The 17,694-nt window shown below is 69.4% G+C and carries 13 protein-coding genes and 1 pseudogene; 6 read left to right on the top strand and 8 right to left on the bottom strand.

What is annotated here, in order from left to right; genetic code table 11:
- Positions 1-79: 79 nt before the first annotated feature.
- Together OO70_RS55245 and OO70_RS51025 are read left to right on the top strand one after the other, a co-directional pair.
- The gene (locus tag OO70_RS55245) at positions 80-751 is read left to right on the top strand and encodes a hypothetical protein (protein WP_199827218.1); all 672 of its coding nucleotides are present in this window, start codon (positions 80-82) and stop codon (positions 749-751) included.
- Positions 748-2,427 carry a hypothetical protein gene (locus OO70_RS51025; protein ID WP_051740401.1) on the top strand — a complete coding sequence of 560 codons (1,680 nt, stop codon included), beginning with the start codon at positions 748-750 and terminating at the stop codon, positions 2,425-2,427. The genes OO70_RS55245 and OO70_RS51025 overlap by 4 nt, the downstream gene beginning before the upstream one ends.
- A 53-nt stretch (positions 2,428-2,480) precedes the next feature.
- On the opposite strand, the gene OO70_RS51020 is transcribed toward OO70_RS51025, so the two are convergent.
- The 6 genes from OO70_RS51020 to OO70_RS00365 all read right to left on the bottom strand — a co-directional run bounded on the left by OO70_RS51020 (position 2,481) and on the right by OO70_RS00365 (position 8,322).
- Complete coding sequence (locus tag OO70_RS51020) at positions 2,481-3,062, bottom strand: SMI1/KNR4 family protein (protein ID WP_158711389.1); 582 nt, start codon at positions 3,060-3,062, stop codon at positions 2,481-2,483.
- An 18-nt stretch (positions 3,063-3,080) separates the two neighbouring features.
- Positions 3,081-3,935: a proteasome subunit beta gene (gene prcB / locus OO70_RS00385; RefSeq protein WP_043662405.1), complete on the bottom strand. Its 855-nt coding sequence runs from the start codon at positions 3,933-3,935 to the stop codon at positions 3,081-3,083.
- Positions 3,936-4,008: 73 nt separating this feature from the next.
- Positions 4,009-4,968, bottom strand: coding sequence for a lysylphosphatidylglycerol synthase transmembrane domain-containing protein (locus tag OO70_RS00380; RefSeq protein ID WP_043663357.1), 960 nt, complete (start codon positions 4,966-4,968; stop codon positions 4,009-4,011).
- Between the two features lie 85 nt (positions 4,969-5,053).
- The gene (locus OO70_RS00375; protein ID WP_043662403.1) at positions 5,054-6,535 is read right to left on the bottom strand and encodes a hypothetical protein; all 1,482 of its coding nucleotides are present in this window, start codon (positions 6,533-6,535) and stop codon (positions 5,054-5,056) included.
- A 124-nt stretch (positions 6,536-6,659) separates the two neighbouring features.
- On the bottom strand, positions 6,660-7,094 hold the full coding sequence (locus tag OO70_RS00370) for an NlpC/P60 family protein (protein WP_043662401.1): 435 nt from the start codon (positions 7,092-7,094) through the stop codon (positions 6,660-6,662).
- A 64-nt stretch (positions 7,095-7,158) separates the two neighbouring features.
- Entirely contained in the window at positions 7,159-8,322 is a 1,164-nt protein-coding gene (locus OO70_RS00365; RefSeq protein WP_234336646.1) for a hypothetical protein, read from the bottom strand.
- 350 nt (positions 8,323-8,672) lie between these two features.
- Here OO70_RS00365 and OO70_RS00360 point away from each other — a divergent pair, with 350 nt between their 5' ends.
- The 4 genes and pseudogenes from OO70_RS00360 to OO70_RS00345 all read left to right on the top strand — a co-directional run bounded on the left by OO70_RS00360 (position 8,673) and on the right by OO70_RS00345 (position 14,505).
- The gene (locus OO70_RS00360; protein WP_043662398.1) at positions 8,673-10,112 is read left to right on the top strand and encodes a hypothetical protein; all 1,440 of its coding nucleotides are present in this window, start codon (positions 8,673-8,675) and stop codon (positions 10,110-10,112) included.
- The gene (locus tag OO70_RS00355; RefSeq protein ID WP_043662396.1) at positions 10,109-11,251 is read left to right on the top strand and encodes an ARPP-2 domain-containing protein; all 1,143 of its coding nucleotides are present in this window, start codon (positions 10,109-10,111) and stop codon (positions 11,249-11,251) included. The genes OO70_RS00360 and OO70_RS00355 overlap by 4 nt, the downstream gene beginning before the upstream one ends.
- 147 nt (positions 11,252-11,398) lie before the next feature.
- Positions 11,399-11,925: pseudogene (locus OO70_RS00350) on the top strand (glycoside hydrolase family 3 N-terminal domain-containing protein); the annotation flags it as partial.
- Positions 11,926-12,204: 279 nt separating this feature from the next.
- Positions 12,205-14,505, top strand: a complete 2,301-nt coding sequence (locus OO70_RS00345) for a glycoside hydrolase family 3 N-terminal domain-containing protein (RefSeq protein ID WP_078651176.1) — start codon at positions 12,205-12,207, stop codon at positions 14,503-14,505.
- A 100-nt stretch (positions 14,506-14,605) separates the two neighbouring features.
- On the opposite strand, the gene OO70_RS00340 is transcribed toward OO70_RS00345, so the two are convergent.
- Positions 14,606-15,502: an aminoglycoside phosphotransferase family protein gene (locus OO70_RS00340; RefSeq protein WP_043662391.1), complete on the bottom strand. Its 897-nt coding sequence runs from the start codon at positions 15,500-15,502 to the stop codon at positions 14,606-14,608.
- Between the two features lie 461 nt (positions 15,503-15,963).
- A complete protein-coding gene (locus OO70_RS00335; RefSeq protein WP_043662389.1) occupies positions 15,964-17,613 on the bottom strand; it encodes an alkaline phosphatase family protein in 1,650 nt (549 codons plus the stop codon).
- Between the last annotated feature and the right edge of the window lie 81 nt (positions 17,614-17,694).

Genomic DNA, 17,694 nt, shown 5'->3' with positions numbered 1-17,694 from the left:
GAGAGCCCGAGCGCCGTCCCTTCCAGCGACAACGATGTCCGTTCGTACCGCCCGTGCAGAGAAGAGATGAGGAATACAGGTGGCATCCGGTTCCAGAAGAACCGCGGTGACGGTCCTCGCCGTCACCGCGGCCCTTGCGGGGCTCATATCCGCCCAACCCGCAACCGCCCAGCCCTCTCCCGAGCCCGCCTCGACACCGTCCAGCAGCACCCCCGGGGAAGGCGTCAAGAACCCTGACCAGACCCTCGGCCACGGGTGGAAGACCGCCGACGACCGGGCCGTGACCGCCGTCGCCGACAGCGACGGCCTGCACCTCCTCGTCGCCGACAGCAAGAACGCCTATGTCTGGAGGACGGCCGCCGTCCTGAGTGAGCCTCAGCTTCCGGCCGACACCTGGATCGGCAACAGCTGTGTCATGGACGACCATCACGCGGCCGTCGCCTACGCTCCCCGCACCTTCACCAACAAGCCCGACCTGATGATGGGCGGCGCGTTCACCGCGATCGTGAACCTGGACGACGGAAGCGTCACCAAACTGCCGTTCACCGCGTCCCTCGCCTACTTCGACCCCACGTGCAGTCCGGCGACGCACACCGCCGTCTTCACCGCGCTGAGCGACACCAAGACGCACCTGGTCACGGTGGGCACCAAGGGCACGACGGTAGCCGACACCACCGCCAAGGGTGAGATCACCTCCGCCGTCCCCACCGAGGACGGGGTGATCGCCGCCGCCGGAAACCCTGGTCGTTGAACGGGCCGGTCTCCCAGAAACAGGCGGAGATCTTCGTCCACGTCCCCGACACCGGGGCACAGACCAGGCAGGGCATCTACGAGATCGGCACCGCTTACGGCACGGTGAGGAAGACGATCAACCAGTACGCCCATGAACACAACGAGTGGGTCTCTCTCGGTGCCTATCGTTTCAACGACAAGACACCGCAGGTCAGCCTCACCAACTCGAACAACATCGGGACGGCGGACAACGACGTCGCCTACGACGCCGTCGCGTTCGTGCCCGGCGACTACGATCTGCCCGACGGTCCGTCCGTCGACCTCAAGTTGCCGGACGCGGACTCCACGAACCCCAATCCCGACCAGGTGAACCAGGTGCCGAGGGAGCTGGTGACACCTCCTCTCGCGACCGACACCGGCTCGGCCGCACGCGCGACCGCGAAGGCGGAGACCACGTCGCACTGTGGGCCCGAGCAGGACGGCCGGCAGGTCTGCTGGGGTCCGGCGCTGTCCGAGTATCCCGCCGGCACGGAGAGGGAACTCTCGCCGCGCTACCTCGGCGACTGGTGTGACGACTACGCGCTGGTCGCGCGGGCCACCCGGTTCACGGAATGCGAGAACCGAGTCGTTCCCGCGTATCTCCGAGTGGACGGGCAGACACGGGCGACGGCGACCTTCCGGTTCCAACGGGAGATAGCGCTGGACGGTGTCAACAGCTTCACCGAACACCTCACGATCAAGCCGCTGTCGATCCCGCTGGACTTCGCACGGATCCAGCTCGGCATCTACAAGCACCTGTGCGCCAGCCCGTGCCGCCCGGTCGAGGCCGATCCCAGTGCCTGGCACGGAGCACCCGACTGGGGGCCTGGCGACACCCACGAGGCGTCGATCACCACGGGCTACCTGTGGGACGACTCCGTCGCGGACAAGTCCTACACGTTCAAGCCCGACGTACAGATCAACGCCATCCTGGACCCCGCCGACGGCAGTATCAACATCCAGACCGTCGGCTACCAGTGGAGCCTGGACAATCCCTCCGACCTCGACCAGGTCCGCTGCGACACCGTCTTCAGCACCACCGGAGGCTGCGTCTTCGTCAACTACGCGCCGACCTACACGTTCAACGCGGGCAGATATCCGCAGGCCGCCGCGCACGCCTGGCTGCTCCAGCACAAGGCGCCGAACCACCCGGGGCTCAGGTCCGCGAACAAACCGCTCTACTACCTGCCCGGCGGCAAGTCGGACGAGGACGACGAGAACCGGGACGTGATCTGCGACGAGAAGGGCTGGGCTGCCACCAACGGCGACTCCAGCGCGTTGAACAGTGCGACGGACCGACTGAACTGCGACGAGTTCGCCTTCAACGCCACGTACAACAGCGGCGGGCTTGCCGCGTCCTCGGGCGGACTCAACCCGGTGTACTCCGGCAGCGAGTGCTTGCAGACCTACGCGACGAAGGCGGGCGATGGTGCGATCCACCTGTACAACATCGGAGGCTACGCCCCGTTGTGGACGGAGGTGTGCGGGCGTTCGTCGATCTCCGGACAGCAGAACAGCGGGTCGATGAGCCAGTTCGGCGGATTCATAAAGAACATGAGGCTCATGGGCAAGGACGCGTACTGGCTCGACACCGGCCTTTCCGGTCAGTGCACGGAAGGGGTCAGGTCGGTCAAGTGCACCATGGCCACGAACTGACGGTGAGCTGACACGGGCTGCGGATCCCCTCCGTACTCGCGGAGGGGATCCGGTCACCCGGGAAAGTGATGACGTCCCTCGTTCCAGGTCAGCCACCCGTCAATGACGCCGGGATGCTGCCCTGATCCTGCTGGTCCCCTCTCCAGCTCGGCCGCGATGCCCTCCAGCCAGCCGACGAACGTGTCACCGGACTCGTCCGGTTCCGTGAACGCCCCCGCGTGGACGTTCCAGCCGAGGCGGCCGGTTGTGGTGTCGACGAAATTCCACAGATGCGGTTCATCCGTTTCCGTGGCGCATGCGGGGATCCACGGACGGGTGCCCATGTCGTTGGCGTCGAGCAGCACCGCCAGTACGCTCTCGTGGCACCAGACGGCGTCGGCGACCGGGAACACGTCGTAGTCCTTCAGGATTCTGAGGCGGCCCGGGCCGTCCCAGTCGGTTCCGTTGTGCAGGCCCCACAGCGCGCGCAGCTCCGGCGGCAGAGGCCCCATGGCCTCCTCCGCGGCCTCGATGACGGAACGTTCGGCGGGGCCCGGGAGTGCGGCATGGGACCGCGGCGCATGACTGAGCAGCCATGTCTCGATGCGTTCCCACGCGGCCAGCGTCCGGTCGAAGCGGATCTGCTCGTCGGTCACGGCGGTCAATTCTACCGCTCAGGGGGCGACGGTAGGCCCGTCCGGGTGGTTGTGGCGCTGTTCGACCATCTCGCGGGTCAGGGACTCGGTCTCCGGCTCCGGCAACCGCTCGAATCCGTCCTCGGTGATCACCGACACGATGGGGAAGATACGGCGGTTGATGTCCGGGCCGCCGGTCGCCGAGTCGTCGTCGGCCGCGTCGTACAGGGCCTGAAGTGCGGCAAGGGCGGCGTCACGCCGGGACATGCCCTTGTGGAACAGCTTCTTGAGCGAACCTCTGGCGTACGGGGAGCCGGAGCCCTCGGCGTGGAAGTCCGGCTTCTCGTAGGTGCCACCGACGACGTCGAAGGTGAAGATACGGCCCTTGGCGCCTTCGGGGGCGGCGGGGTCGTAGCCGACGAGCAGCGGTACGACGGCGAGGCCCTGCATGGCCTGGCCGAGGTTCTGCCGGATGAGGCCGGCGAGGCGGGTGGCCTTCGCGTTGAGGGTCATCGGGATGCCCTCGATCTTCTCGAAGTGCGTCAGCTCGACCTGGTACAGCTTCACCATGTCCACCGCGAGCCCGACCGTGCCGGCGAAGGCGACCGCGGTGTAGTCGTCCGCGGGGTGCACCTTCTCCAGGTCGCGTTGCGCGATGACGTTGCCCATCGTGGCCCTGCGGTCGCCGGCGATCAACACGCCGTCTCGGTAGGAGAGGGCCAACACCGTTGTGCCGTGCGGGAATTGGTCAGCGCCGGCCCGGACACCCTCCGGGAAGGGGCGGCGGGTGGGCAGCAGCGCGGGTCGGTGTGCCGTCAGGAACTCGGTGAAGGACGAGTTGCCGGGAGTGAAGAACTCCTCACCCAACCGGCCGTCGGTCTCGTTCCACGCCATGCAACTCCCCCTCGCCCGTGGGTCAACAACGGAGTCCTACCTGAACCGGCCGGGCGGGAAACACCGGTTGAGGTCAGAGGTCCCTACGACGGACCAGCACCCCGAGCACCAACAGCCCTGGAATCAGCGGCAGCCACATGGTGAGCAGCCGGTATCCGAGGACGACGGAGGCCGCGGCCACCGCCGTGGTTCCGGAGGCGGTGAGGGCGAAGACCAGGGCGGCGTCGAGAGAACCGATGCCGCCCGGGGTGGGCAGCAGGGCGGCGGCGCTGCTGGCGGCGAGGTACAGCAGCGCCACCCGGGCCGGGGACAGCGGCAGTTCGACGGCCTGGGTGACACAGATCAGCACGAGGGAGTGCAGCGCGGCGAAGGCGAGCGAGCCTCCCCACAGGGCCGCCGCCCGGTGCGGGCGGGCATGCACGGCCCGGATATCGGTCAGCACCGCCGCGAGGGCACGCCGACACCGGGGCCACAGGGGGCAGTTGAGCAGTACGGCCACGAGCACGACGACCGCGAGTACGACGCCCAGCACGCCCACGGAGATGTGCGGGACGCGCAGCACGCCCGGGCAGACCGAGGCGAGGACGCCGATGAGCACGACCCGGACGACCACGCCGGCGGTCGCCTTGACGGCGAGGGCGCTGGCCGAGCGGCCGACCGGCAGCCCGCAGCGCATCAGAAAGCGCAGGTTGACGGCACCGGCGCCGAGCCCGGCGGGCAGCACATGGTTGGCGGCGGACGCGGCGAGCTGCGCGGCCACCAGCCGTCTGCCGGGCAGCCGTTGAGGCACCGCCCCCTGCTGTGCGAGCGCCGAGCACACCCATGTCCCGAGCGCGGCCGTCGCGGCCACCATCAGCCAGCCCTGGTCGGCGACGGCAAGCCGCCCGGCGCCGGTCGCGAGCACAGGCCAGTGCCGCCGAACCAGACAGGCCACGGCCACGAGTACGCCGACCGTCAGCGCGGTCTGCCAGTAGGCACGTCGGCGGCGGGTGGTGGTGGGCGTCGTCGCGGTGAGGTCGGGCGGTGCTGTCATGCGTTGCCGCCCTTGCCCGTCGCCGGGGTCCACCCACATGCTCGACGACTGCACATGGCGTCCGTGGCAAAGACGAACCGTGCCGTCATGCGCCACCCCCCTTCCCCGCATCCGGCGCCACGCGCAGGTCCAGCGCGCCGTAGCGGTGAACGGGCCAGTCGTGGGCGTACGCGGGTGGACGGCTGCCGGCCGGAGTGATGTCGGCGACCGGCATCCGGCTTGCCGTGCGGTCGATGATCGTGCGGGACGAGTTGGCATTGTGGCCCTGGGTCGCGGCGGAGGCGCAGCCGGTGTAGAAGGCGATCGGGATGGCGTCCTGGCCGGTGAGCAGGCAGGGCTTGCTGACGCCGAGGCGGTGGAGTTCGGCGGCGGTGCGGGACCAGTCGTCGTGCTGGACGTTCGTACGGCTCACCGTGCGTTCCAGGACGGTGAGTTGGACCGCCAGATGCCCGGCGAGGCCGACCGCGAGCAGGGTCACCGCGACCCGCCGCCATGCCCCGGTCGGTCTGGTGACCAGGTGGAGCAGTCCGCCGGCGACCGGGATCGCGACCAGCGCGTAGGCGGGCAGCAGGAAGCGCGGAGCCGCGTATCCGATCATGAACAGGTACGGGAACGCGGCCGTCGCAGCGCAGGCGAACGGGACGAGGGTGGGCGTCGTGCGCCGTGCGCGGACCGCGACGACCAGTCCGACCACGGCGAGCACGGGCAGGACCAGCCACCAGACGTCGACCGCCGGGTTGGGCATCGCTCCGGTGCAGGGGCGGCACAGCGCGCGTCCGCCCTGGCTGCGCAGCTGGTCGAAGACCGCGACGTGCCAGCCCAGGCCGCCCTCGATGGCCGAGGCGGCGTGCAGCCGCTGTGTCAGGCCGCCGTAGCTGACGTATGCCTCGATCACCCACTCCACGGCGCCGGACGCGAGCCCGGCGAGGAGGACGGCGAGCAGGCGCCAGCGGCGGGCAGCCATCAGGAGGACGAGCAGGGGCAGCGTCACCCACACCGCGTCCGTGGGGCGCATCCACGCCATCAGGGACGCGCTCGCCGCCAGGCCCCACAGCGCCGCCCGGTCGGAGTGGTCGGCTCGGGCGCGCAGGAAGCAGCCCACGGCGGCCAGGGCGCCCACGGCGACCCAGTAGTTGGGCATGGCCTGCGGGCCGTAGAAGAGCGTCACCCAGAGGGACGCGAAAAGGGCGCCTGCCAGGGCGAGGACGCGGGCGGGGAACAGGGCGCGCCAGGTGCGGAGGGCGAGGAAGAGGGCCAGGCCGGACAGGGCGGCGAGGTAGACGCGCAGCAGGGTGGTGGACGAGGACCAGGAGGTGATGGGGGCGACCAGGAGGGAGATGCCACGGGCCCGGGGTGCGCTGAAGAAGGCCGCGGGGGCGTGCGCGCTGAGCTGGCTGACGTACACGGTCTCGTCCCAGCCGAGGCCCAACCCTGGTCGTACGAGGACCAGTTGGGCCAGGGTGAAGACTCCCGCCACGACCGCGAGGAGGTACTCCGAGCGGCGGGACGCGGTCGGCGTTCCCGGCCGTCGTGTCCCGGCGAGTGTGGCGTACGCGCTGCCGGACATGTCCCACCTTCCCCCCTACAGTTTGTAGGGTTACCGGAACCCTACAGCCTGTAGGACCGAAGGCGGGAGCCGGGCGAAAACATGGACAAATTACCGCGTGACGGGCGTGGCCGCGCACTGTGATTCAGCCAGGCGGCTGACGAGCGATCACCCGCTTGATGCCGATCAAGACCCGGTAGCGCTCCCGTGTCGCGAAGTCCGCCATCTCCCAGACGGCCGGGCGTCCTGCCTCCGCACACAGGTGCAGCACTCGTCCCTCGTCCACCCACACCCCTACGTGGGCGCCGTAGGCATCGTCAGCCGCGTTGAACAGCAGCAGGTCGAGCGGCTGGGCAACCGATACGCGGACCGTGGACCGCGTATCGGTCCACAGCTCACTCGAACGCAGAGCAGGCGGAGCCAGATCGAAGTGCCGAAGCACCTCGAAGGCGAACAGTTGGCAGTTCGCGCCCAGCGCGAGGCCGGGACGATCGGCCACCGCGCGGGACCCCGGAAACCGGGCGCCGACGTACGGGACGGTCCAGAACGTGGCCGGTAGTTGCTGGAGGATCTGATCCATGAACCCATCCTGGAGGAGTGGGCAACGGCCTTTGCCGACCGTCAGGGTTGGGCGAACGCGGCGGTCAATTGCCCTGATCGCGTGCAGTGTTGATCGCTGCTTGGAGTCGCAGCCAGGTCGGGTCCGCTGCCGTCGCGGTGGTCACTGTCGCCAGATCGTCCGAGTCCCAGGTGCGGGTCCCGTCGGTCACGACGAGGTGGTTCTCCAGGTCGTCGCCATCAGGCACCTCCGGAACCTCGGAGGTGGCGTCCAGGAACGCTGCGACCGCAGCCTTCGCCGTATCGGGGTCCGGGCCCTGGGTCTTCGGGGAGTCGCCGCGCACGGACAGGAGGACAAGGTCGCCTCCCGCGCCGGCGACGACGAGTTCGCCCGCCGCCGTGGTGCCCAGCCCGGACACCGGGGAGCCGGCCGGCACGTCGTGCACGGCCGCGGCCTCCGTTTCGAGGTCGACCTCGATGAGCGTCCCGGTGGGCGTTCCGACCCAGAGCACGCCGGGCTGGGCTCCGAACGCGATGTTCTGTCGTGACCAGGCGCGCATCCGGTCGAGCCACTCCTGCGGGTAGGGGTAACCCGGGCTGGGCTCGCCGAGAGTCGTCGCCAGCACGCGGCGCAGCGAAGGAAACGCGAACACCTCCAGCGAGTTGTCGTACGCGTTGCCCCGAACGGCGAAGTGGCGTCCGTCCGCGCTGAAGACCGGCGGCTCGTACCCGTCGACGTCCAGGATCAACGCCCGGCGCAGTACCCGCATCACGGCGCCGGGCGCGGCTTCGTGATCGACCTGTGCGAAGAGTACGTAGGTCGCGCCCTGATCGCTGCGGAGCGTGGCCACCAGTCCGCCGCCGGGATGCTCCACGATCCCGGTGTCCCAGCGCGGGCCGGAACTGACCGTCCCCGAAAGCAGATTGAGGACGTCGGAGCTGTCCCACGGGCTGTCCTCGTCGCCCGACGACGGCGTCGCCCACAACGTCCGACCGTCCGGACTGAACGCCAGACTGCGGTAACAGGCAGTAGGGGGAGGCCCGTTCAGTTCGGCGGGCCCGGCCGGGGACCACTGCACCACCCTGCCCTCGCCCGCCACCATGAGCTGCGGCTCGTGCGGATGCCATGCCACAGCCGGACTCTCCGGCGACCCGTCCTGGCCGACGGCTTCGTCGTATCCACTCGACTCGACGGCGACAGAGGCGAGTTCGCGCAACCCGCCCGCGCCGCAGTCCCAGATGTGGACCACCGGACGTTCCGACTCCAGGCCGGCGACGAGAGGAAGCCGCGGATGGCAGACCAACCGCCCGACACTCCGCCCGACACCGACTCGTACATGTGCCACAGCTTCAACAACAGTCACCAGGACACCCTAGTTTCGACGGCTTGTGCGGCGAGCTGCCGACCGGCAATGTGGACGCGCCGACGCGCGCGCAAAGTCGGTGGAGGGCTTGTGGCCTGCTCTGTTACGGTCCTGGGGCCGGCCGCGGGACTCCGGTGCGACTTCCGGAACCTGCCTATGAAGCAATGATTCGCAGCTCGTGCCCCCATTCCCCGGCCGGCGTCCACATCTACGGGGGACGACGGGGGAGGAGTCGGATGGATTCGTACGGGGACCTCATCGCGGCCGACGACGTCCTGCTCTTCGTCAACGCGGCGATCACCTCCACCGGCCAGCGCGAGTTCCACAGCGACGCGGGCGAGCAGCGACTGTCGTTGGACTTCCTCCACGCGTACATGCTGGGGAACTACCGTGACCTGTACGCCGGGGTGCTCGCGCTCGACATCAACGACCACAACGCGGTCCTCGTCATCCGGCACCTGCTGGAGACCAGCGGTGAGGCCACCGCCGAACAGCGGCGCAGCGAGGGCCGGTTGATCGCAGCCCGGCTGGCGACACTGCCGCCGCAGCGTGTGTACGGGCTGTTCGACGCCCTGCGCCGGGCCCGGGTGAACAACCGTCGCACCCGCGCGATCATGCGCGACTGGCTGTCCGCCCGCCCGGATGCGGCGTTCGACGCCGTGAAGTACCGCGGCGGCCTCAAGCGAGCCCTTCGCCACGCCCATCTCGCTCCCGCCACCAAGGAGTTGGGGGCGTTCGTGTTCGCGCCGCTGACCCGCAAGCGCTACGAGACACCCCTCCTGGAGACCTGGCGGCGCGCGCACTACGAGCAGGCCGCACTGTACGAGCTGCCGTACACGGCCGCCGAGGGCTTCGCCGCCAAGCACGGCATTTCCCGGAAGGTGTTCCTGGAGCGCATCGCCCCGCGGATGACCCGCCTGGAGACCCTGCGGCTGCGGGACTCCGCGCACCGGATCGGCGCCACCGGGACACCGGCGGACCTGACCAGGATGCCGCTGACCCGGTTGGCGACCTATGTGCTCTCCCTGCCGGTCGAGGAACGTGTGCGCCGACGCGCCGAGTTGACCCACGCCCTGGAATCGGCCGCCGGCCGGGTCGCCGGACCGCACCGGGGAAGCTGGGGCAAGGTCACCGCCGTACTGGACGACAGCTTCTCCACCTTCGGTTCGGTGCACAAGCGACGTCGGCCACTGGCCGTCGCCCTGGCCTGCCACCATCTCCTCGCGGCCCTCGCCGACGACTACACCGGGCTGTGGACGTCCGGGCGGACCGACGCGCTACTGGCCCGTCCGTACGGGCCGACGCCGTTGGGCCGCCGCATCCTTGACGCGCTGGACACCGCGCCGTCCCGACTGGTGATCGTCTCCGACGGCTGGGACAACGCACCTCCCGGCCTGGCCGGTGAGGTGCTGCGCGTCTTCAGGACCCGGCTCGACCCCGAGCGCCGCACCAGCATCGTGCACCTCAACCCGGTCTACGACGCTGCCGACTTCGACGTACGCCGACTGTCCCCGACGGTGCCCACCGCCGGTGTCCGCGACGCCGAGGACCTTCCCGCGCTGGTGGAACTCGCCCAGTTCGCGGAAGGCCGGACCGGGCTCGCCGAACTCATCACCTACATGGACACCCGGGCGACCCGCATGCTCGACGCCACCCACCAGGAGCGGTCGCGATGACCACACTCGACCTCACCGGCCTGACCACCCGCCCCTCCCAGATCTGGGGCGGCGTCCGCCTCGTACCGCTCGTACGCGACGAGCCCGTAGTCGACCTCCGCCTGAACGCACGGCTCTACGAGGACACGCTCGGCCTCGTCGAGATCGCACCGCGGCACGCCTACATCTCCTACGTCCCGCACGGCTTCGTCGCCACCTGGACCGGCGACGGCACACCGGCAGCGGCGTACGGCACCCAACTCTCCGCCGACGTCGACTCGTTGCCGACCGCCACGATGGGCCTGCGCATCCACCGCAGAATGGCCCGCCGCGAGGCCAAGCACCGCTTGCGGTTCCTCCCCATGCACCTCGCGCTGGAGGGCTACCTGGCACTGCACTTCGGCGGCCCCACGATCGCCTGGGAGGAATGGTCCCAGCGCGCGATCCGCCAAGGCCTCTCCCCGCGCGTCGAGGAGGCCTACGCGGGCGCCGAAGTGCGCGGCCTCGCCGACGCGTTGCGCGTCTTCGAGATCCACCCCGGTCAGTGCGGCGTGATGGTCTACGTCTCGGACGCGTTGGCCGCCGCGTTCATAGTCCCGCATCCCGACGACTACCGGGCGCTGCACGCGTCGCTCCTTCAGGACCTGTACGGCGAACTCATCCACCACTACGCCCTGTTGATGCCACCGGTACAGGATTTCCGAGCCCGCGTCCCCGACACGGAGATCCGCTCCCTGGCCCAGCTGCGCACGGCGGTCACCGAACAGGAGCGCACCTGGGCGCAGTTCCACGACACCACCATGGCGACCGAACTGCTGGAGCAGGAGCACACCTGGCAGTCGGTCCACCGGATGGGGCGTTTCACCCTCTCCCGCTTCCTTCCGCGGTTCCGCCCCAAGCAGGGCAACCACATCGGCGAGGCCATCACCGACGACTTGGGCCGGATCGCCTACCTCAAGACGTTTCGCCTGTCGGAGAGCCAGGTCCGCCGCGGCCACCTCCTCAGCAGGCTCGCCGCCCACGACTGGCACCTGGCGGACACCGCAGCCGAACTCGGCCTCAGCGACGATCAGTTGGGGCTACGGCTGGACTCCGCCGGTTTCGGCTTCCTGCTCCGCCAGGACGTCCTGGACGGATACCGAAAGCAGCGCCGAACCTGAGGCCACGGAGGGCGAGCTCGGGTGCGGGAGTACCTGGTGTCGGTGTACGCCGGATCAGGGCGATGGCCTGCACCGTGTCGCTCATGTGCTCGCGGCGGCGTCGTCCGGGAGGCCGGACCCATACCGCCCCGCAACGACGGCGCCCCGATAGTGGCTGGCTACCAGGGCGACGGCCTGACCGACCCCGCCTGCGCCTAACACTTCGCCGGTTACTCCGAGACCCAGGGCGGACGGGACGCGAGCGAGGCCGACCTGACCCCGTGCAAGCTCCGCTCCTGGTTCCTGCCGCACTTCGAACGGGCCGCCCGGGCCGGCTGCTCGGCTACCGGTCCATCGACGGCGTGCCGATCACGGCCAGCAAGCGGTTGCTCAACGACGTCCTCAAGGGCGAATGGGGCTTCACCGGAACCCTGGTGACCGACTGGGACAACGTCGGCCGGATGGTCTGGGAACAGAAGGTCTGCGCCGACGACGTCGAGGCCGCCGCCCGCGCCATCGACGCCGGCAACGACCTCGTCATGACCACCCCGGAGTTCTTCGAGGCGGCCCAGACGGCGGTCGCCCGCGGCCTGACCGACGAGAAGCAGATCGACGAGGCCGTACGACGGGTCCTGCGCCTCAAGTTTGAACTCGGCCTCTTCGAGAACCCCCGTGCCCCCGACGTCGAGCGGCAACCAACACCAGTGACCGCCCCGCCCTGGAGACCGTCCAGGCGTACATCAGCGACCTGACGACCGGCGTCACCTGGGCCGAGCAGGGACTGAAGGCGTTCGTCCAGACCGAGATCCCCCCGGGCGAGTTCGGATTGCGCGTCGGCACCAGCTCACGGCACGAGCAGCATCTGATGGGCACGATTCTGGGTAATTGACATGCACGCAACCAATTCGTAACCTGCTGCATCCGTTGACGGCGGCAGGCCCAGGATTCGCCCCTCCTATTCAAAGGACGAAGGCATGGGTGTGGTACGCAGGCGCACGGTCATCACGGCACTCGGCGGTACGGTCGCCGCAGCAGCCACCACGGGGACCGCACGGGCCGGGGAGCCCGGTTCGGTCGCGGACGCACAGCGCGAGGCCGGTCCGTACGAAGCCGGTCCGTACGAGACAAGGATCAAGGCCCTGTTGGGCCGGATGACCCTCGAGGAGAAGCTGGGGCAGTTGCAGCAAATGTCCTGGACGGGCGACTCAGGTCCCGGTGGCGGGCAGACAGAAGAGGCGGAGAAAGCCGCCCGCACGGGCCGGCTCGGGTCCGTGTTCAACATCTACGGGGCGAAGCACACCAACGACCTTCAGCGCCTCGCCGTCGAGGAATCGCGGTTGGGCATTCCGCTGCTGTTCGGCCTGGACGTCATCCACGGCTTCTGGACCACATTCCCCATCCCACTCGCCCAGGCATCCAGCTTCGACCCGGCGGTGCCCCGCACGGACGCCGAGGTCGCGGCCACGGAGGCGCGCTCCAACGGGGTGCGCTGGACATTCGCCCCGATGATGGACGTCACCCACGAGCCACGATGGGGCCGTATCGCGGAGGGCAACGGCGAAGACCCCTACCTCGCGGCGACCTTCGCCGCGGCCAAGACCCGCGGCTACCAGGGCGACGGCACCCACCTGGACGCCCACGACCGGCTCGCGGCCTGCGCCAAGCACTTCGTCGCCTACGGAGGCGCGGAGGGCGGCCGCGACTACAACACCGTGGACACCTCCGAGGCCCACCTGCGCAACCATTACCTCCCGCCCTTCAAGGCGGCCGTGGATGCCGGGGTGGCCACCGTCATGGCCTCCTTCAACACCGTCAGCGGCGTCCCCGCCCACGGCAACCGGCACACGCTGACCGACATCCTCAAGGGCGAATGGGGCTTCGACGGGTTCGTCGTCAGCGACTACACCGGCATCCAGGAACTGATCCTCCACGGCTTCGCCGCCGACGGAGCCGACGCCGGCCGACTCGCCCTGAACTCCGGGGTGGACATGGAGATGGTCAGCACCAACCTCGCCGACCACGGCAGACAGCTGCTCAAGAGCGGGCGGATCACGACCCGCCGACTGGACGACGCGGTTACCCGCATCCTGCGCCTGAAGTTCCGGCTCGGACTCTTCGACAACCCCTACGTCGACGAGGACGCGGCGGTCACGAGGCCGACGGAGCAGGCCCGTGCCGCGGCGCGGGCGACCGCCGCGCGTTCCATGGTGCTGCTGAAGAACGACGAGGGCGCCTTACCCCTGCAGCCAGGCGTCGGTTCTGTCGCCGTGGTCGGCCCGTTCGCGAACTCCACGGATCTGCAAGGGACTTGGGCCGGACCCGGGGCGGGGAACTTCCCCGCGGTCACCGTGCTGGCGGGCATCAAGGCCGCAGCACCCCAGGCCGAGGTCACCTCCGTCACGGGGGTGAACGCGGACGGTACGGACACCTCGGGAATCAAGGACGCGGCAGCGGCGGCCCGGGCAGCCGACGTCACCGTCGTCGTGGTCGGCGAGCCCCCGGCCATGAGCGGCGAGGCCAGTTCGCGCAGCGACATCACCCTGCCCGGGGCGCAGGAGGACCTGATCACCGCGATCGCCGCCACGGGCAAGCCGTTCGTCGTCGTCCTGGTCAACGGGCGCCCCCTCACCATCGGCGAATGGCTGGACTCCGCCCCCGCCGTCCTGGAGGCGTGGCACCCCGGCATGGAAGCGGGCAACGCCGTCGCGGACGTGCTGTTCGGCACCGTCAACCCCGGCGGCAAGCTCCCGGTGTCCTTCCCCCGCACCGTCGGACAGGTCCCGATCTACTACAACCACGAGAACACCGGCCGCCCCTACGACGCCGACAACAAATACACCTCCAAGTACCTGGACCTGCCCGACGGACCGCAGTTCCCCTTCGGACACGGCCTGAGCTACACGACGTTCACGATCAGCGAGCCCGTCCTGAGCACCCGACGGATCTCGTCCCGAGCCCTGCGCAAGGGCGACACCGTCGAGGTGACGGTCACCGTCGGCAACACCGGCGAGCGGGCGGGCGACGAGGTCGTCCAGCTCTACCTCCACGATCCGGTGGCGAGCATCGTCCAACCGGTGCGCAGGCTGCGCGGCTTCCGGCGGGTGAGTCTGGCTCCGGGCAGGAGCACCACCGTCCGCTTCCGGCTCGCCGCCGAGGATCTCGGCTTCTGGACACACGACACCGGCGGGCAGTTCGAGCTCGAAGCGGGTGACATCGACATCTACGTGGGCAACAGCTCACTCGCGACGGGCAGGACGACGCTGACGATCGACTGACCGCCCTGGTCAACTCTTGCGGCGGACTATGCGTTGACTCCAGTCCCTGCTCGGGGCTGGAGTTGAGCGCACCAGCGGGTCTCGTGCTCGCGGGGCGGCATCACTCCATCGACTCCAGAATGCGGTCGAGTGTCCGGCGCCCCATTCCGCTCATCGCCGGATTGCTCTCGACGTAGTACCAGACAACGCCCATCGCCTGTTGGAACGCCCAGGCCTTGCCGCGCTCCCACTCCAGATCGTCACAGGCCAGTGCACGCCGGAGCACTTCGCGCGGCCCCGGCTGCAACAGGTGCCACGCACTGACCAGATCCAGCGCGGGATCGGCCGGGCCGAAGCCGCCGGTGTCGAGTACGCCGCCGAGCCGGTCTCCCGCGACCAGTACGTTGCCGGGAATCAGGTCACCATGGCTCATCACGTCGGCACCCACGCGTGGCAACTCCCGAAAGTGGCTCCACACCTGGCGCAGCCGGGGCACATCGAGCAGCCCCTCACTCTCCTCGAAGCACTTCGCCATCCAATCGTCGTGGTGAGCGAGAACGCCGCCACGACCCTCGCCGCTGAAAAGCCGCCCCCACGTCTCGGCGCCCCGCAGGGCTGCGATGAAGGCCGCAAGGTCCTCGGCAAAAACGTCCGACCCACTCGGGTCGGCATCAGAGGCGACCGTTCCCGGCAGCCACGTCTGGACCGACCACGGCATGGGGTAACCCGCGCCAGGCTCTCCCAAGGCGACGGGTTCCGGAACGGGGAACCGGGACACCTGCGCCAACTCCGCGCTCGCCCGGGCTTCCTGTTCCAGAACCGCCAGCACCTCGGCGGCATCGGCCGGACGCAGGGGGAAACGCGCCGAAAGGTCGTTCCCGATGCGGAAGATGGCGTTAACCGTCCCGGTCGACGACAGGGGTCGGATCGCCTTGCCGCTCCACTGAGGGAACTGTTCCTGGATCAAGGTCGCAACGATTTCGATGGTCACGTCCACCTGGTCGTCGTGCATGGTCATCTCTCGTAAGCCCTTCCCCTGGCCCCATGCGAAACGCCGGAAGCATCGATCGACCCCGACCAGGCAACAGAGCGCCAACGGTAGGCACGTTAGGGGTTCATGGTCACGGTCAGGTCTGTTCGGGGTCGAGGGCGACGCCGAGAGAGCAGGTCGGCGGCGTGCACGGCGACGTAGGCGCGAGTGGCCTCCCAGGCGATCTGTCCTGTCGTGGTCGGGGTGGTTCATCGGTTCTACAGCCGTCAGGCCGTGCGGTATCCGGTAAAGGTGTTCCGAGCCACGGCGGGGCAGCGCGCTGGGGCGCTGCCTGAGGGCTCGACGCCCAGGTGACACCCGCAGAGCTGAGACGGGTGCCCGGTGCGGGGCTGCATCACACGGCCGGCCTGGGTCGCAGGGCGCGTGGGGTGTCGTGCAGGAGGCCACCCGGCACTCGGGCGGCCTCCCGCGTCGCTGTGGGCGCCGGTTCAGCGGACCGGCAGCACGGTGGTGTGTTCCTCGCGTACGGCCTGCAGGGAGCGGGGGTCGAGGCCCAGCAGCCTCAGGATCGTCGGTGCGATCTGCTTGGTCTGCACGCGCGCGGAGTCGCGCACGCCGGCCGGTACGGAGGCCCCGGACACGACGAGCGGAACCGCGAGGTCGTCGGAGTGGCCGCCACCGTGCTCGGCGATCTTCTTGGTGCCGCCGGTGTAGACGACGCCGTACTGCGCGACACCGAAGAGGTCAGGTACCCGGGCGTCGCCAGCCTTCACGTGGAAGTAGTCGGCCGCGGCCCGGCCGGCGTAGACCTTGCTGAGGCCGCTGCTGGTGTAGGGCTTGGGCTTGGCGTTGATGTCGGTGCCGGTGCCGTTCTGCGCGAGCAGGTACTTCTTGGCGAAGGCGGTGGCCGCAGCGGAACGGTCGGAGAGCCACAGCAGCATGGCGTCGTCGTCCACCGCGTGCGTCACCAGGTCGGCGGCGCCGGGGTGGAGCTTCTTCCAGGCGGCGTTGAGGCCGTCCAGCAGCGGGCCGTCGGCGACGCGGGTGAGCGCGGCGGGGTCGGTGGGCGACTGGCCGTGCTTGGCGGAGAGGATGACGGTGGTGCTGTCGGCAAGGTGCCGCTTGTCGATCTCGGCGGTCAGCGCCCCGATCTCGCTGTTGACGAAGTCCAGGTTCTTCACCAGCAGCGGGCCCGGGATGTTCTTGGCGGTGTATCCGCCGGTGAGGCCGTCGGAGGCGGGCAGCTTCTGGGCGGTGGAGACCGACTGGAAGTTGAGGCCGAAGATCGCCGGGGTGCCGACCTTGTGGGTGCGGCTGTGGTCGTAGCCGTCGATCTCGTTGAGGACGGCCTTCACCTTGTAGCCGTCGTACTGCTCGGTGGCCTTGTTGTCCGTGGTCCAGTCGTTGCCGGCGGCGTAGCCGAGGGCGTCGCTGTTGATCTCCGGGGTGAACAGGTCCTGGACGCCGGTGCCCGAGGGACCGTTGAGGATCTCGTAGGCGGCGTGCTTGTCCGACCACGCGGTGCGCAGACCGGCCTGGCGGGCCACCTCGAAGATGGTGTTCACCTTGAGGTAGGAGTGCGGGTAGACGGGCTTGCACGTCTTCGGGTCGACGGGCAGCTTCGACGCGTTGATGAGGCTCTCCGGGTGGCCGGTCATCGACAGGATGCTGTCGGGCAGGCCCGCGAGGCCCTGGCCGGCGTCGATGGACGCCTGGTTCTTGTCCAGGTCCTCGGTGAGGTCCACCTCGACCCCGGGCTTGACGCCCTTGCAGCTGGTGGTACCGGCCGGGAGGAGCGCGGCGTTGTAGGTGTCGTCATAGTAGACGCCCGTGGTGCCGGGGCTGCCGCCGGTCGCCTGGGCGACCATGCCGGGGAAGGAGTCGGACGGCGTGGTGGTGCTCGCGTGGGTGTACTCCACGCCGCCGCCGACCAGTTGGGCCAGCGCGGACTTCGGGTGTCCTGCGATGTACCAGGCCAGGTCCGACTGGTGCAGTCCGTCGACGGAGATCAGCAGGACGTGCCGGGTGGCGGCCGGGTGGTGGGAGGCGGCGAACGCTGCGGGCTGGGCGGCGGTCACCCCGGTGAGAACTCCGGTCGCGGCGAGGAGGGCTGCGGGCCTGACGTAGCGTCTGGACATCTGGTTTCTCCCGGGTGTTCGGGGCGGGCTGCGGGTGCCGCGCCCATCAGAGTCGCGCCTTGTGTACCGGATGCGGCGCAT

Source organism: Streptomyces xylophagus, assembly GCF_000716435.1.
In the GTDB taxonomy this organism is placed as follows: Bacteria; Actinomycetota; Actinomycetes; order Streptomycetales; family Streptomycetaceae; genus Streptomyces; species Streptomyces xylophagus.
Note: the sequence above shows the minus strand (reverse complement) of the source record. Positions and strands in the feature narration are given on the sequence as shown.

Excerpts from the sequence above, each read along its gene's own strand:
- prcB (WP_043662405.1), bottom strand. The coding sequence starts at position 3,935 with ATGGCGTGGAACGAGACCGACGGCCGGTTGGGTGAGGAGTTCTTCACT.
- OO70_RS00380 (WP_043663357.1), bottom strand. The coding sequence starts at position 4,968 with ATGACAGCACCGCCCGACCTCACCGCGACGACGCCCACCACCACCCGC.
- OO70_RS00375 (WP_043662403.1), bottom strand. The coding sequence starts at position 6,535 with ATGTCCGGCAGCGCGTACGCCACACTCGCCGGGACACGACGGCCGGGA.
- OO70_RS00370 (WP_043662401.1), bottom strand. The coding sequence starts at position 7,094 with ATGGATCAGATCCTCCAGCAACTACCGGCCACGTTCTGGACCGTCCCG.
- OO70_RS00360 (WP_043662398.1), top strand. The coding sequence starts at position 8,673 with ATGGATTCGTACGGGGACCTCATCGCGGCCGACGACGTCCTGCTCTTC.
- OO70_RS00355 (WP_043662396.1), top strand. The coding sequence starts at position 10,109 with ATGACCACACTCGACCTCACCGGCCTGACCACCCGCCCCTCCCAGATC.
- OO70_RS00345 (WP_078651176.1), top strand. The coding sequence starts at position 12,205 with ATGGGTGTGGTACGCAGGCGCACGGTCATCACGGCACTCGGCGGTACG.
- OO70_RS00340 (WP_043662391.1), bottom strand. The coding sequence starts at position 15,502 with ATGACCATGCACGACGACCAGGTGGACGTGACCATCGAAATCGTTGCG.
- OO70_RS00335 (WP_043662389.1), bottom strand. The coding sequence starts at position 17,613 with ATGTCCAGACGCTACGTCAGGCCCGCAGCCCTCCTCGCCGCGACCGGA.